At 70.6% G+C, this 14,829-nt stretch carries 12 protein-coding genes; all 12 read right to left on the bottom strand.

The features are described 5' to 3' along the window. Positions 1 to 47: 47 nt before the first annotated feature. Complete coding sequence (locus tag AB0I06_RS04785) at positions 48 to 728, bottom strand: protein-tyrosine-phosphatase (protein ID WP_363117292.1); 681 nt, start codon at positions 726 to 728, stop codon at positions 48 to 50. Beyond that, positions 725 to 1,372, bottom strand: a complete 648-nt coding sequence (locus AB0I06_RS04780; protein ID WP_356436139.1) for an L-threonylcarbamoyladenylate synthase — start codon at positions 1,370 to 1,372, stop codon at positions 725 to 727. Before AB0I06_RS04780 ends, AB0I06_RS04785 begins: the two co-directional genes overlap by 4 nt. A 52-nt stretch (positions 1,373 to 1,424) precedes the next feature. Further along, positions 1,425 to 2,270: a peptide chain release factor N(5)-glutamine methyltransferase gene (gene prmC / locus AB0I06_RS04775; RefSeq protein WP_234848501.1), complete on the bottom strand. Its 846-nt coding sequence runs from the start codon at positions 2,268 to 2,270 to the stop codon at positions 1,425 to 1,427. Between the two features lie 49 nt (positions 2,271 to 2,319). After that, a complete protein-coding gene (prfA, locus tag AB0I06_RS04770; RefSeq protein ID WP_363117291.1) occupies positions 2,320 to 3,396 on the bottom strand; it encodes a peptide chain release factor 1 in 1,077 nt (358 codons plus the stop codon). Positions 3,397 to 3,503: 107 nt separating this feature from the next. Continuing rightward, complete coding sequence (rpmE, locus tag AB0I06_RS04765) at positions 3,504 to 3,725, bottom strand: 50S ribosomal protein L31 (RefSeq protein WP_003992975.1); 222 nt, start codon at positions 3,723 to 3,725, stop codon at positions 3,504 to 3,506. A 170-nt stretch (positions 3,726 to 3,895) separates the two neighbouring features. Further along, a complete protein-coding gene (locus AB0I06_RS04760; protein WP_363117290.1) occupies positions 3,896 to 5,032 on the bottom strand; it encodes an LCP family protein in 1,137 nt (378 codons plus the stop codon). Between the two features lie 207 nt (positions 5,033 to 5,239). Further along, positions 5,240 to 7,015 carry a trypsin-like serine protease gene (locus AB0I06_RS04755; RefSeq protein ID WP_363117683.1) on the bottom strand — a complete coding sequence of 592 codons (1,776 nt, stop codon included), beginning with the start codon at positions 7,013 to 7,015 and terminating at the stop codon, positions 5,240 to 5,242. A gap of 125 nt (positions 7,016 to 7,140) precedes the next feature. Next, positions 7,141 to 9,219: a transcription termination factor Rho gene (rho, locus tag AB0I06_RS04750; protein ID WP_363117289.1), complete on the bottom strand. Its 2,079-nt coding sequence runs from the start codon at positions 9,217 to 9,219 to the stop codon at positions 7,141 to 7,143. A gap of 401 nt (positions 9,220 to 9,620) precedes the next feature. Next, on the bottom strand, positions 9,621 to 10,550 hold the full coding sequence (thrB, locus tag AB0I06_RS04745; protein ID WP_363117288.1) for a homoserine kinase: 930 nt from the start codon (positions 10,548 to 10,550) through the stop codon (positions 9,621 to 9,623). 364 nt (positions 10,551 to 10,914) lie between these two features. Then, the gene (gene thrC / locus AB0I06_RS04740) at positions 10,915 to 11,973 is read right to left on the bottom strand and encodes a threonine synthase (protein WP_363117287.1); all 1,059 of its coding nucleotides are present in this window, start codon (positions 11,971 to 11,973) and stop codon (positions 10,915 to 10,917) included. 6 nt (positions 11,974 to 11,979) lie between these two features. Further along, positions 11,980 to 13,272, bottom strand: a complete 1,293-nt coding sequence (locus AB0I06_RS04735) for a homoserine dehydrogenase (protein ID WP_363117286.1) — start codon at positions 13,270 to 13,272, stop codon at positions 11,980 to 11,982. 156 nt (positions 13,273 to 13,428) lie between these two features. Then, entirely contained in the window at positions 13,429 to 14,820 is a 1,392-nt protein-coding gene (gene lysA / locus AB0I06_RS04730) for a diaminopimelate decarboxylase (RefSeq protein ID WP_363117285.1), read from the bottom strand. Between the last annotated feature and the right edge of the window lie 9 nt (positions 14,821 to 14,829).

Raw genomic sequence — 14,829 nt, 5'->3', positions numbered from 1 at the left:
GTGACGTACGACCAATGTAGGCCCGGCGCGGGTGGAGCGCTCGGCCGTTACGTCCGTGCGGGGACGCCCGTGAGCGCCGTGACGACCGGATCGAGTGCCTGGTGTATCTCGTCCCCGATGGACCGGAAGAACGTCAGGGGCGCGCCGTACGGGTCGTAGACCTCGTCGGCCTCGGCGTTCGGGGCGAGCAGCCACCCGCGTAGAGCCGCCGCGGCGCGGACCAGGGCGCGCGCGCGGACGACCACGCCGTCCTCCAGGGGCGGCAGGGTCGCCGGGTCGATCGCCTTGACCAGACGGGTGAACTCCTTGAGCGTGAAGGTCCGCAGGCCGGCCGAGTGGCCCATGGAGATGACCTGCGCCCGGTGGTCGCGGGTGGCGGTCAGCACCAGGTCGGCGCGGATGACGTGCTCGTCGAGGAGCTCGCGCCCGGTGAAGCCGGACGCGTCCGCGCCGAAGTCGGCCAGCACGGTCTCCGCGTGGGCCTCCATGGGCGCCCCCTCGTGGCCCCAGGTGCCCGCGCTCTCCACGACGAGCCCGCCGCCCAGGATGCCGAGCCGCTCCTTGACGAAATGCCGGGTCAGCCGCTCGGTGATGGGCGAGCGGCACACGTTGCCGGTGCTGACGTGGAGGATGCGGAAGCTGTCGCGCGGAAGTCCCACGAAGGTCGTCGTGATCTCCGCCGCGCTTTCCCCGTTGCCTATGCCACGCCCCGATCCAGGGGCCGTCAATTCGCCACCTCGAGGTCGGGTACGACCTTGCGCAGCTCGTCCGCCGACAGGGCGCCCGCGCGCAGCAGCAGGGGCACCTCGCGGGTGACGTCGACGATCGACGACGGGACGTTGCCGGGGGTGGGGCCGCCGTCGAGGTAGACGGACACGGAGTCGCCGAGCATCTCCTGGGCGGCGTCGCAGTTCTCCGGCGCCGGGTGCCCGGTGAGGTTGGCGGAGGACACGGCCATGGGGCCGACCTCGGTGAGCAGCTCGATGGCGACGGGGTGCAGCGGCATGCGCACGGCGACGGTGCCCCGGGTGTCGCCGAGGTCCCACTGGAGGGACGGCTGGTGCCGGGCGACGAGGGTCAGCGCGCCCGGCCAGAAGGCGTCGACCAGCTCCCAGGCCAGCTCGGAGAAGTCCGTGACGAGGCCGTGCAGCGTGTTCGGGGAGCCGATGAGGACGGGGGTGGGCATGTTACGGCCCCGGCCCTTCGCGTCCAGCAGGTCGGCGACCGCCTCCGAGGAGAACGCGTCGGCGCCGATGCCGTAGACCGTGTCCGTCGGCAGCACCACGAGCTCGCCTCGGCGGACGGCGGACGCTGCCTCGCGCAGACCGGTCACACGGTCGGTCGCGTCGTTGGTGTCGTATCGCCGTGCCATCTTTAGCTGGCCTCCTCGTACACGTGCTGCTGGGATGAAGACTGCGGGGTGCTCACGGCAGTGCCTTGCGGGCCGTGGCGAAGCGCGGGCGGTTGTTCAGGTCCGGGTGGTCGGCGGCGTCGGTCCAGCCGCGGTCCTCGGCGAAGATCCACGGCACCTGGCCGCCCTGGGTGTCGGCGTGCTCGACGACGACCACGCCGCCGGGGCGCAGCAGCCGGTGCGCGGTGCGTTCCAGGCCGCGGATGAGGTCGAGGCCGTCCTCACCGGAGAAGAGGGCCATGTCGGGGTCGTAGTCCCGGGCCTCGGGGGCGACGTACTCCCACTCGGTGAGCGGGATGTACGGCGGGTTGGTGATGACCAGGTCGACCTGGCCGTCGAGGTCCGGGAAGGCGGTGAGGGCGTTGCCCTGCCGCAGGTCGACCCTGGAGCCCTCGACGTTCTTGCGGGTCCACTTGAGGGCGTCCTCGGACAGCTCGACCGCGTGCACGCGCGAGCGCGGCACCTCCTGGGCGAGGGCGAGCGCGATGGCGCCGGAGCCGGTGCACAGGTCGACGATGCACGGCTCGACGACGTCCATGGCGCGCACGGCGTCTATGGCCCAGCCGACCACGGACTCCGTCTCGGGCCGCGGCACGAACACCCCGGGCCCGACCTGGAGTTCCAGGTAGCGGAAGTAGGCGCGCCCGGTGATGTGCTGGAGCGGCTCACGCGCCTCGCGGCGGGCGATGACCTCCCAGTAGCGGGCGTCGAAGTCGGAGTCCTTGACGGAGTGCAGCTCGCCGCGCTTGACGCCGTGCACGAACGCGGCGAGTTCCTCCGCGTCGGTGCGCGGCGAGGGCACGCCGGCGTCGGCGAGCCGCTGGGTGGCCTGGGCCACCTCCGCGAGCAGCAGGTTCACGCAAGTCCTCCGTAGTACTCGTACGTGCTCGTACGTGCCCGCACGTGCCTTACGCGGCCGCCAGTTTCGCGGCCGAGTCCGCGTCGACGCAGGCCTGGATGACCGCGTCGAGGTCCCCGTCCAGGACCTGGTCCAGGTTGTACGCCTTGAAGCCGACCCGGTGGTCCGAGATGCGGTTCTCCGGGTAGTTGTACGTGCGGATCTTCTCGGAGCGGTCGACGGTGCGGACCTGGCTGCGGCGCGCGTCCGCTGCCTCCCTCTCCGCCTCCTCCTGCGCCGCCGCGAGCAGCCTGGAGCGCAGGATACGCAAGGCCTGCTCCTTGTTCTGCAGCTGGCTCTTCTCGTTCTGACAGGAGGCGACGACTCCGGTGGGGATGTGCGTGATGCGCACGGCGGAGTCGGTGGTGTTGACGGACTGCCCGCCGGGCCCGGAGGACCGGTAGACGTCGATGCGCAGGTCGTTGGGGTTGATCTCGACGTCTACCTCCTCCGCCTCGGGCGTGACCAGCACACCGGCGGCGGAGGTGTGGATACGACCCTGGGACTCCGTCGCGGGCACGCGCTGCACGCGGTGCACACCGCCCTCGTACTTCAGCCGGGCCCACACGCCCTGCCCGGGCTCGGTCGCGCCCTGGCCGCCCTTGGTCTTCACGGCGACCTGGACGTCCTTGTAGCCGCCCAGCTCGGACTCGGTGGCGTCGATGATCTCGGTCTTCCAGCCGACGCGCTCGGCGTAGCGCAGGTACATGCGCAGCAGGTCACCGGCGAACAGGGCCGACTCGTCGCCGCCCGCGCCCGCCTTGATCTCCAGGATGACGTCCTTGTCGTCGCTGGGGTCGCGCGGCACCAGGAGCAGCCGCAGCTTCTCCGTGAGCTCGTCGCGGGCCTTCTCCAGCTCCTTGACCTCGGCGGCGAACTCCGGGTCGTCGGCGCCCAGTTCGCGCGCAGTCTCGATGTCGTCACCGGTCTGCTTCCAGGAGCGGTACGTGGCGACGATCGGGGTGAGCTCGGCGTAACGCTTGTTCAGCTTGCGCGCGTTGGCCTGGTCGGAGTGGACCGACGGGTCGGCGAGCTTCTTCTCCAGATCGGCGTGCTCGGCGACGAGTTCCTCGACGGCCTCGAACATCTTGGGCTCCTGTGAACGGACGGGGGGTGAAGGGCGGGCGACCAAAAACGCCGGTCCAGGAGCGCCCGGTGGAGGGGCGCGTCCGTGGACCGGCGCATTGAGGCTCGCTACTTCTTGGAGCCGGCGGCCTTGCCGAAGCGGGCCTCGAAGCGGGCCACACGGCCACCGGTGTCGAGGATCTTCTGCTTGCCCGTGTAGAACGGGTGGCACTCGGAGCAGACATCGGCGCGGATGGTGCCGGACTCGATGGTGCTGCGGGTGGTGAACGACGCGCCACAGGTGCAGCTGACCTGCGTCTCGACGTACTCGGGGTGGATGTCGCGCTTCAAGGTGTCTCCTAGGTTCGGGAGGGCGCCGGGTCGCTGACGCGGGATGCGGGAGCGTGAACCGGAGCCGACGTACCAGTCTGCCAGGACTGGGGCCTACTCCCAAAACCGGGGGTTGCTGTTGTTTGTTCCCTGCGGGCCGTCCGTGGTTGCTCGCGCAGTTCCCCGCGCCCCTAAGAGCTACTCACCACACCCTTCGCTTCACCGGTCGCGGAGCCTTCCGTCGCGCTCTTCGGGATCGGCTTGTCCTGCTCCAGGGCCTTCCAGATCTGGTCGGCCTTCTTCTTCTGGAGGAGGACGCGGTTGGGGTCGGCGGGGTCGTAGACCACCGGCATCGTGATCATGTGCATGCCGGAGGGGCTGATGCCCTTCAGGCCGCCGGCGAAAGACGCGAGCTTGTTGACCGAGCCGAGGTCGGAGTCGGTCGTCACCGCCTGGGTCGCCGTCTCCGCGAGGTCGAGCAGCTTCTTCGGGTTGGAGAAGACGCCGACGTCCTTGATCTGGTGGACCAGGGCCTTGATGAAGGCCTGCTGGAGCTGGATGCGGCCCAGGTCGGAGCCGTCGCCGACGCCGTGTCTTGTGCGGACCAGGCCGAGGGCCTGCTCGCCGTTCAGCGTGTGGGTGCCGGCCTTCAGCTTCAGATGGCTGTCGGGGTCGTCGATGCTCTTGGTCGTGGTGATCTCGACGCCGCCGAGGTCGTCGATGAGCTTCTGGAAGCCGGAGAAGTCGACCTCCAGGTAGTGGTCCATGCGCAGGTCGGTGATCGACTCGACGGTCTTCACGGCGCAGGCCGCCCCGCCGGTGGAGTACGCGGAGTTGAACATCACGCCGTGGGCGGCGGGGTGCTCGTCGCCGTGGGTGTCCGTGCAGGAGGGCCGGTCGATGAGGGTGTCGCGCGGGATGGAGACCACGCTGGCCTTCTTGTGGCCCTTGTAGACGTGCACGATCATCGCGGTGTCGGAGCGGGCGCTGCCGTCGTCGGTGCCGCCGCCGAGCTTCTTGTTGCCGCCGGCGCGGGTGTCGGAGCCGAGGACCAGGATGTTCTCGGAGCCGTTGTCGACCTTCTCTGGCCGGTCCGTGCCGAGGGCCTGGTCGATGTCGACGCTCTTGAGATTGCCGTTGAGCGTGAAGTACACGTACCCGGCTCCGGCGCCGCCCAGCACGACGATGCCCGCGGCGGTCCAGGCCGTGATCAGCAAGCCCTTGTGGCGCTTCTGGGGCTTGCGGCGTCGGCCCTTGCCACGACCACGCGCTCCGCTCGTGCCGTTCTCACCCGGTATCACCGGGTCCGGCGTGCTCTCGGCAGACATGTACTCCTCAGCTCTTCTACGGTCGGTTACCCCCTGCGGTCAGTGCCAGGCGTGGCCGGAGAAGACCCTTCCTCGCACTATCGTCGCCCCACCAGGACAGACGGAGAAACTCGGGAAAGGGTTGCACAACGGACCGTGCCCGCCGCGTGGAGCGGCGGGCACGGTCCGTGATCGTCACAGCGGGGTGAACCCCGCTCACCTGCGGTTTCAGCCGAAGATGTCGTATTGCTTGAAATCGGTGCCGACGGACTGCCTTGTGGCGAAGATCTCGCTGGTCCCCTTGCCGGTTCCGGCGTACAGGTACAGCGTGCCGCCGGGGGTGCGGGCCAGGAAGTCGGCCTTGCCGTCGCCGGTGACGTCACCGGTCGCGTCGAAGGCGTTGTAGCCGTCCCACGTGCGCACCTTGACCCGGGCCGAGAAGGCGCCCGAGCCGGCCTTGCCCGTGCCCTTGTAGAGGTAGAGGTAACCGCCCGACTTGCTGCGGGCGATCAGGTCGGCCTTGCCGTCCCCGTTGAAGTCGCCCTTGCCGCGCACGGAGTTGTACTGGTTCCAGCCGGAGCCGACCTGCACGCGGGCCGCGAAGGTGCCGTTGCCGTTGCCGGGGTAGATCCACAGGACGCCCGCGGAGTCGACCGAGAGCAGGTCGGGCAGGTAGTCGCCGGTGACGTCGCCGGGGGCGATGATCCGGGTGCGGGTCTTCCAGTTGTCGGCGATCTGCCGGGTGGTGCCCGTACGGCCGGAGGCCCAGAAGACATCGCCGTCGCTGCTGCGCCGGTAGACAAGGTCCTGGTAACCGTCGCGGTCGAGGTCCGTCTGGAGGACGACGTTCACACCGTCCCAGTTGCCCCAGGACTCACGGGCGGCGAACGACGTGCCCTTGGACGCCTTGGAGTAGCCGGTCTTGGTGGAGGCGTTGCGCACCCACAGGTCGGCCTTGCCGTCGCCGCTGAGGTTGGCGTCGTCGAGGCGCGGGTAGGCGGCGCCGACGTAGGTGCTGACCTTGCTGAAGACGCTGTAGGCGCCCTTCTCGACGCAGTCCGCGACGCCCCAGGACACGACCCCGACGATCCGGTTGTTGACGACCAGCGGGCCGCCGGAGTCGCCGTTGCACGCGGAGACGGTGCCGGCGTCGCTGCCGGTGGCGGGCTTGCCGGCGCAGACCATGTGGCCCTTGATGAAGTCCCTGCCGTACGCGCCGGAGCACGTGGTGTCGGACTGCATGGGCAGCGTGGCGGTCTTCAGCGTCTCGGAGATGTCGTCGTTGGTGGAGCTGGTGCGGCCCCAGCCGTAGACCTTGGCGCTGGTGCCGGCCTTGTACGACGCGGTGTCGCCGGACGTCGTCATCCGGATCGGCGTGGCCTTGACCGGGGTGTCGAGCGTCAGCACCGCGATGTCGTTGTCGACGGTCGTCGCGCTGTACAACGGGTGGTTCCACTGCCGCAGAACCGCCGTGGCGGTACCGCCGTGCAGGTCGGTGCCGTCGTCCGAGGGCAGCCGGGAGGTGCCGGTGACGACGGCGCCGTGGGCGCTCCAGTCGTAGCCCTTGACGCAGTGCGCGGCGGTGAGGATCTTCGTCGGCGCGACGACCGCGCCGCCGCAGAAGAAGCCGATGTCGTCACGGGTGCTGGAAGTGCCGCGGGTGTCGGAGTAGAGCAGCTGCGCCATCCACGGGGCGGTGCTGATGGTGGTCTCGTTGCCACCGATGACCTTCGGGTCGACGCGGCCGGCGACGGTTCCCGCGCTGAGCGAGGCCTGGCTCGTCTTGCCGGCGACGTCGTCACCGGCCATGCCGCCCGCGATGCGCTGCTCCAGCTCGGCCTGCGACGGCGAGTGCGCGGCGGGCCTGACCACCGGCTCCGGCAGCGGGGTGGCCGCACCGGCGGACGTCGACAGCAGCGCGCCGGCGACGGCGGCGGCGACACCGGCCGCGGCGACGGGAAGCGCGATGCGTATCCGGCGTCTGTGCCGACCGCCCCCGGGCATGGGTGTACCCACGAATGTCCCCCCTTGGGATCACAAGTTCGAAGAGAGCGTGATCCTACCCGTACACCACCAGCACAAAGGGCCGCCCCCCGTCCGGGGAGCGGCCCTCTTGCGCGATCCTTGCCTCAGTCGCCGTTGCCCGGCGTCGGGGTGGTCTTCTGGATCTGCATCAGGAACTCGGCGTTCGACTTCGTCTGCTTCATCTTGTCGAGCAGCAGCTCGACCGCCTGCTGCTGGTCGAGGGCGTGCAGCACCCGGCGCAGCTTCCAGACGATGGCGAGCTCGTCGGGGGCGAGCAGGATCTCTTCCTTGCGGGTGCCGGACGCGTCGACGTCCACCGCCGGGAAGATGCGCTTGTCGGCGAGCTTGCGGTCGAGCTTGAGTTCCGCGTTGCCGGTGCCCTTGAACTCCTCGAAGATGACCTCGTCCATGCGGGACCCGGTGTCCACCAGCGCGGTGGCGAGGATCGTCAGCGAACCGCCGTCCTCGATGTTGCGGGCCGCACCGAAGAAGCGCTTCGGCGGGTACAGCGCCGTCGAGTCGACACCACCGGACAGGATGCGTCCGGAGGCCGGGGCGGCGAGGTTGTACGCACGGCCCAGGCGGGTGATCGAGTCGAGCAGCACGACCACGTCGTGACCCAGCTCCACCAGACGCTTGGCGCGCTCGATGGCGAGCTCGGCGACGGTGGTGTGGTCCTCGGCCGGGCGGTCGAAGGTCGAGGAGATGACCTCGCCCTTCACCGACCGCTGCATGTCGGTGACCTCTTCCGGACGCTCGTCGACGAGGACGACCATCAGGTGGCACTCGGGGTTGTTGTGCGTGATCGCGTTGGCGATCGCCTGCATGATCATGGTCTTGCCGGTCTTCGGCGGGGCCACGATCAGACCGCGCTGACCCTTACCGATCGGCGCGACGAGGTCGATGATGCGGGTGGTGAGGACGCCCGGGTCCGTCTCCAGGCGGAGGCGGTCCTGCGGGTACAGCGGCGTCAGCTTGTTGAACTCCGGTCGCCCGCGCCCGGATTCGGGCGCCATGCCGTTGACGGAGTCCAGGCGCACCAGCGCGTTGAACTTCTCGCGCCGCTCGCCGTCCTTGGGCTGACGCACGGCACCGGTGATGTGGTCACCCTTGCGCAGGCCGTTCTTGCGGACCTGGGCGAGGGAGACGTACACGTCGTTCGGGCCGGGCAGGTAGCCGGACGTGCGGATGAAGGCGTAGTTGTCGAGGATGTCCAGGATGCCCGCGACGGGGATCAGGACGTCGTCCTCGTTGATCTGCGGCTCCTGGACCTCGTCACGGCCCCGACGGCCGCGGCGGTCGCGGTAGCGCCCGCGGCGCCCACGACGGCCGCCCTCGAAGTCGTCGTCCTCGTCGGGACGCTGCTGGCCACGGTCCTGACGGCCGCCGCCGCCCTGGCTCTGCTGCTGGCCGCGCTGGCCGCCCTGCTGGTCGTCGCCCTTGCCGCCGCGGCGGTCCCGGTCGCCGCCGCGGTCGCCGCCGCGGTCGCCACGCTCACCGCGCTCACGGTCCCGGCCGCGCTCACGACGGTCACGGCGACGGCCCTCGCCGTCACCGGCGTCGGACTTGGCCTCGTTGTTCTGCGACTGCTGCTGCGCCGGCGTCTCGGCCTTGGAGTCGCTCTTCGCCTCGGCGACGATGGTCTCCGTGGCGGAAGCCGGGGCTCCGGCCTCGGCGGTGGCCCGGCGACGGCGGCGCTCGGGCGCGTCGTCTCCGCGCTCGTTGTCGCCCGACCGGGCGGCGCCGCCCGCGGGCTGGCCGGGGATCTCGATCTGCTGCTGGGCCACGGCCTTGTCGGCCTTGTCCGCGGGGGCCTGGGAGGCCTCCTTCGCGTCCGCCTTCTTGTCCGCCTTGTCGGCGTTGTCGCCCGTACGGGTCCGCGAGGTGGCGCGGCGCTTGGGCTTGGTCTCGGCGGGGGCGTCGGCCTTCGCGGCCGGAGCGGCGCCGCCGGACGCCTGCGCCTCCTTGATGACCTCGATCAGCTGGCTCTTGCGCATGCGCGCGGTGCCCCTGATGCCGAGGCCGGATGCGACCTGCTGCAGCTCGGCCAGCACCATGCCTTCGAGGCCGGTACCACGGCGCCGCCGGGAGCCGGCACCGGTGGCAGGCGCGGAGGCGTCCGTGGCGGGCGCGGCAGCGGTCTCCTCGACACGTGCGCCCATCAGATCGGTGGTGTCGCTCACGAAGGGTCCTTCCCTGGAGCGGACGTCGGCCTGTCTGGCTCGGCGACCGGTTGTGCTGTCCGGCTTCGGTCCGTGTGGTGTGAACCGTGCCGGGGCGGTGGTCCGCCTAAGCGGCGGAGGAATCTGGTGATGGCGCTTCCTTGAGCCGTGGCACCCAGTGTCAGTGTCACGCGGCGTGGTCGCACCGGTTCCGGAGCGTGCCCTGCGCCCCGCTCAGTGTCCGTGTACGTCGTACGGTCCGACGTACGGAACACAGTGCGGCTTGGGGGGCTCCCGGAAGAATGTCTGTCCCGGACGGGGACACGAGGCACCTCGCCATGGTGGGGTCGGGTGCAGACTTGAGGTTAACACTACCGGATCCAACAAACATTCCCCCTCTCGAAATCCGGCAATCGAGCGCTTCAGATGTCACCGGGGGTCGCGAGCGGCAGCACGCTCGCGCCCTGCTGATCGAGGCGCAGCCGGTTCGCAGCCCAGTCCGCGCCGGCCAGGGCCTCGACCTTGTCGGCGCTCTCGGCGTCGGCCAGCGCCATGACGGTCGGTCCCGCCCCGGAGATCACCGCGGGGATGCCGTCGCCCCGCAGCCGCTCCACCAGCGCCGCGCTCTCGGGCATGGCGGGGGCGCGGTACTCCTGGTGCAGGCGGTCCTCGGTGGCGGGCAGCAGCAGTTCGGGGCGCCGCGTCAGCGCCTCGACGAGCAGGGCGGCCCGGCCGGCGTTGGCGGCCGCGTCGACATGCGGCACGGTGCGCGGGAGCAGCCCGCGCGCGGTTTCCGTCAGGACCGGCTTCCCGGGGACGAAAACCACCGGAACGATGGAATCCGAGGGCTCCATCCTGATCGCGCGGGCCGCGCCGCCCTCCATCCAGGACAGCGTGAAACCGCCGAGCAGGCACGCGGCGACGTTGTCGGGGTGGCCCTCGATCTCGGTGGCCAGTTCCAGCAGGGCCGTGTCGTCGAGCTTGGCGTCCGCTCCTATGGTCACGGCGCGGGCGGCGACGATCCCGGCGCAGATGGCGGCCGACGAGGAGCCGAGGCCCCTGCCGTGCGGGATGCGGTTGGCGCAGACGATCTCCAGGCCGCGCGGCTGCCCGCCCAGCAGGTCGAACGCGGTGCGCAGGGAACGGACGAGGAGGTGCTGCTCGTCGCGCGGGAGCGTTTCGCTGCCCTCCCCCGCGATGTCGATGTGCAGCCCGGAGTCGGCCACCCGGACGACCACGTCGTCGTACAAGCCCAGCGCGAGGCCGAGGGCGTCGAAGCCCGGGCCGAGGTTGGCGCTGGTGGCGGGGACGCGCACCCGGACGGCGGCGGCGCGGAACGCTGGACCGGCCATCGCTCGATGACTCTCCTTGAGCTGCGGTGATTGTCGAATGACGTTCAGTGGACATTCGATGGCGTACGAGAACCCAGGGGGGCGGCTGCCGGCCGCGAGGGCCGGCCGCTGTCCCGGCCGCGGAGACGGCGCGGCACCGTGCTCCCTGCGGAGGCATATGCGGCGGGCGGGTTCAGTACAGCCTATCGAAGGAAGGTTCTGTGGCGACATAGGGCGCACAGGAGGCGCACGATGCGTGTCGTAAGCCCCCTGTGCACCCCCTGTAGGGAACCTCCCCGGGCGAGGGCCGTCTTACGCCCGACCATGTCGGGCGCTGCACCGGCGCTCGAAGCGTCGGCGCACGTCAGGACCGGCCCGGGCGCCCTCAGGCGAGACCCAGGCGCTCCGCCGCGGTGGCCGCGTCGACGGGGACGGTGACCGGCTGCGGGGCGCCGGCGACGGCCCAGTCGGGGTCCTTCAGCCCGTTGCCGGTGACGGTGCAGACGATCCGCTGGCCCGGGTCGACCTTGCCCTGCTCGGCCGCCTTCAGCAGACCGGCGACGGACGCGGCGGACGCCGGCTCGACGAAGACGCCCTCCTGCGACGCCAACAGCCGGTAGGCGCGCAGGATCTCACGGTCCGTCACCTCGTCGATGAAGCCGCCCGACTCGTCCCGCGCGGCGAGCGCGTACTGCCAGGAGGCCGGGTTTCCGATGCGGATGGCGGTGGCGATGGTCGAGGGGTCCTTGACGACCTCGCCGCGCACGATCGGGGCACTGCCGGAGGCCTGGAAGCCCCACATCCGCGGGGTCCGGGTCGCCACACCGTCGGTGGCGTACTCCGTGTAGCCCTTCCAATAGGCCGTGATGTTGCCCGCGTTGCCCACCGGCAGGACGTGGATGTCGGGCGCGTCGCCGAGCATGTCCACAATCTCGAAGGCCGCCGTCTTCTGACCCTCGATCCGCACCGGGTTGACCGAATTGACCAGCGCCACGGGGTAGTTGTCGCTCAGACCGCGCGCGAGCGTGAGGCAGTCGTCGAAGTTGCCGTCGACCTGGAGGATCTTCGCGCCGTGCACGAGGGCCTGGCCCATCTTGCCGAGCGCGATCTTGCCCTGCGGCACGAGCACGGCGCACACCATCCCGGCCCGCACGGCGTACGCCGCTGCGGAGGCCGACGTGTTGCCGGTGGAGGCGCAGATGACGGCCTGCGCGCCCTCCTCCTTGGCCCGGGTGATGGCCATGGTCATTCCGCGGTCCTTGAAGGAACCGGTCGGGTTCGCGCCCTCCACCTTGAGGTGGACCTCGCAGCCCGTGCGCTCGGAGAGCACCTGCGCGGGCACGAGCGGCGTGCCGCCCTCGCGCAGCGTCACGACCGGCGTGGTGTCGGAGACCGGCAGCCGGTCCCGGTACTCCTCGATGATTCCGCGCCACTGGTGGGTCATTGCTGGTTACTCTCCTTCAACCCGCATGATGCTGGCGACACCACGCACGGTGTCGAGCTTGCGCAACGCCTCGACGGTCCCGGTGAGGGCGGCGTCGGACGCGCGGTGCGTGACGACGACGAGGGAGGCCTCGCCGTCCTTCCCCGATTGGCGAACCGTATCGATCGAGACTCCGTGCTCGGCGAAGACGGTCGCGACCTGGGCGAGAACACCCGGTTTGTCGGCCACGTCGAGGCTGATGTGGTACCGCGTGACCACGTCGCCCATCGGGGACACCCGCAGCGCGGCGTAGGCGGACTCGCCCGGTCCGCTCGCGCCGCTGAGGCGGTTGCGGCAGACGGCGACGAGGTCGCCGAGCACGGCGGAGGCGGTGGGGGAACCGCCCGCTCCGGGGCCGTAGAACATGAGCTGCCCGGCGGCGTCGGACTCGACGAACACGGCGTTGTAGGCGCCGCGCACGGAGGCCAGCGGGTGGCTGAGCGGAATCATCGCGGGGTGCACGCGCGCGGTGACGGACTGCCCGTCCTCGGCCCGCTCGCAGATGGCGAGCAGCTTGATGGTGCAGCCCATCTCCTTCGCGGAGGCGAAGTCGGCGGCGGTCACCTCGGTCATGCCCTCGCGGTAGACGTCGTCGAGGCGCACGCGCGTGTGGAAGGCGATGCCGGCGAGGATGGCGGCCTTGGCGGCGGCGTCGAAGCCCTCGACGTCGGCGGTCGGGTCGGCTTCGGCATAGCCCAGGGCGGTGGCCTCGTCGAGGGCCTCCTGGTAGCCGGCACCGGTCGAGTCCATCGCGTCGAGGATGAAGTTCGTCGTGCCGTTGACGATGCCCATCACCCGGTTGATCTTGTCGCCCGCCATGGACTCGCGCAGCGGCCGGATCAGCGGGATGGCACCGGCGACGGCGGCCTCGTAGTAGAGGTCCTTGCCGTGCTGCTCGGCGACGGCGTGCAGGGCGGCCCCGTCCTGGGCGAGCAGCGCCTTGTTGGCGGAGACGACGGAGGCGCCGTGCTCGAAGGCGGTGGTGATGAGGGTCCGGGCGGGCTCGATGCCGCCGATCACCTCGACCACGACGTCGATGTCACCGCGTTTGACGAGGGCGGTGGCGTCGGTGGTGATGAGCTCGGCGGCGATGCCCTCACGCACGCGGTCGGGCCGTCGCACAGCGACACCCGCGAGTTCCACCGGGGCCCCGATGCGGGCCGTGAGGTCGTCGGCGTGCGTCGTCATGATGCGCGCCACCTCTGAGCCGACCACTCCACAGCCCAGCAGCGCCACCTTCAGCGGACGCGTACGCATCATCCGACCTCGTTTCCTCTTTACCGTCTACGGTGGAACCAGTCTCACTCACCGGACGGGAGTTTCTGCCCCCGGTCCGGATCGTGAGATGTCTATTTCATTTTCACGGGGGCGGAAGACAGGAGATCTTCCGCCGCCCGCGACGCCGGCCCTCGGCGGTCAGCCGACGTCGAGACGCAGCAGGTCCTCCTCGGTCTCCCGGCGGACGATCACCCGGGCCTGCCCGCCGTCCACGGCGACGACCGGCGGGCGGAGCACGTGGTTGTAGTTGCTGGCCATGGACCGGCAGTACGCGCCGGTGGCCGGCACGGCGACCAGGTCACCCGGTGCCAGGTCGGACGGCAGGAACGCGTCCTTGACCACGATGTCACCGCTCTCGCAGTGCTTGCCGACGACCCGGGCCAGCATCGGCTCGGCGTCGCTGGTCCGGGACACCAGGGCGACGCTGTACTCGGCGTCGTACAGCGCGGTGCGGATGTTGTCCGACATGCCGCCGTCGACGGAGACGTAGGTGCGCAGCCCGTCGAGGGGCTTGATCGTGCCGACCTCGTAGAGCGTGAACGCGGTCGGCCCGACGATGGCCCGCCCCGGCTCGACCGAGATGCGCGGAGTGCGCAGCTGGGCGGCCTCGCATTCCCGCGTGACGATCTCGGTGAGCGCCTTGGCGATCTCGTGCGGCTCGCGCGGGTCGTCGTCGCTGGTGTACGCGATGCCGAGCCCGCCGCCGAGGTCGATCTCGGGCAGCTCGACACCGTGCTCGTCGCGCACGGCCTTCAGCAGCCCGACGACCCGGTGGGCGGCGACCTCGAACCCGGACATGTCGAAGATCTGCGACCCGATGTGGCTGTGGATGCCGACGAGCTCCAGCCCGTCGAGCTGGAGGGCCCGCCGTACGGCCTCGGCGGCCTGCCCGCCGGCCAGCGGGATGCCGAACTTCTGGTCCTCGTGGGCCGTGGCGATGAACTCGTGCGTGTGGGCCTCGACGCCGACGGTGATGCGGATGAGAACCTTCTGCCGCTTCCCCATGCCCTGCGCGATGTGGGCGACGCGCACGATCTCCTGGAAGGAGTCGAGCACGATGTGCCCCACACCCGCCTCGACGGCCCGGGTGATCTCGGCGACGGACTTGTTGTTGCCGTGGAAGGCGATGCGCTCGGCGGGCATGCCGGCGGACAGGGCGGTGGCCAGCTCGCCGCCGGAGCAGACGTCGACGTTCAGCCCCTCCTCGTCGAGCCAGCGCACCACGGCACGCGAGAGGAACGCCTTGCCGGCGTAGAAGACGTCGGCCTCGGCCCCGAAGGCGGTGCGCCAGGCCCGCGCCCGGGCCCGGAAGTCGGCCTCGTCCAGGACGTAGGCGGGGGTGCCGAACTCCTCGGCGAGCCGGGTGACGGGGATGCCGCCGACGGTCACCACGCCGTCCTCGTCACGCGTCACGGTCTGGGCCCACACCTTGGGGTCCAGCGCGTTGAGGTCGGCGGGCGGGGCGGAGTAGTGGCCCTCGGGGAGGACATCGGCGTGACGGGGCCCGGCGGGGTGTGCGGAACGGCTCATGATCTGTTC

Source organism: Streptomyces sp. NPDC050674 (genome assembly GCF_040654575.1).
GTDB lineage: Bacteria > Actinomycetota > Actinomycetes > Streptomycetales > Streptomycetaceae > Streptomyces.
Note: the sequence above shows the minus strand (reverse complement) of the source record. Positions and strands in the feature narration are given on the sequence as shown.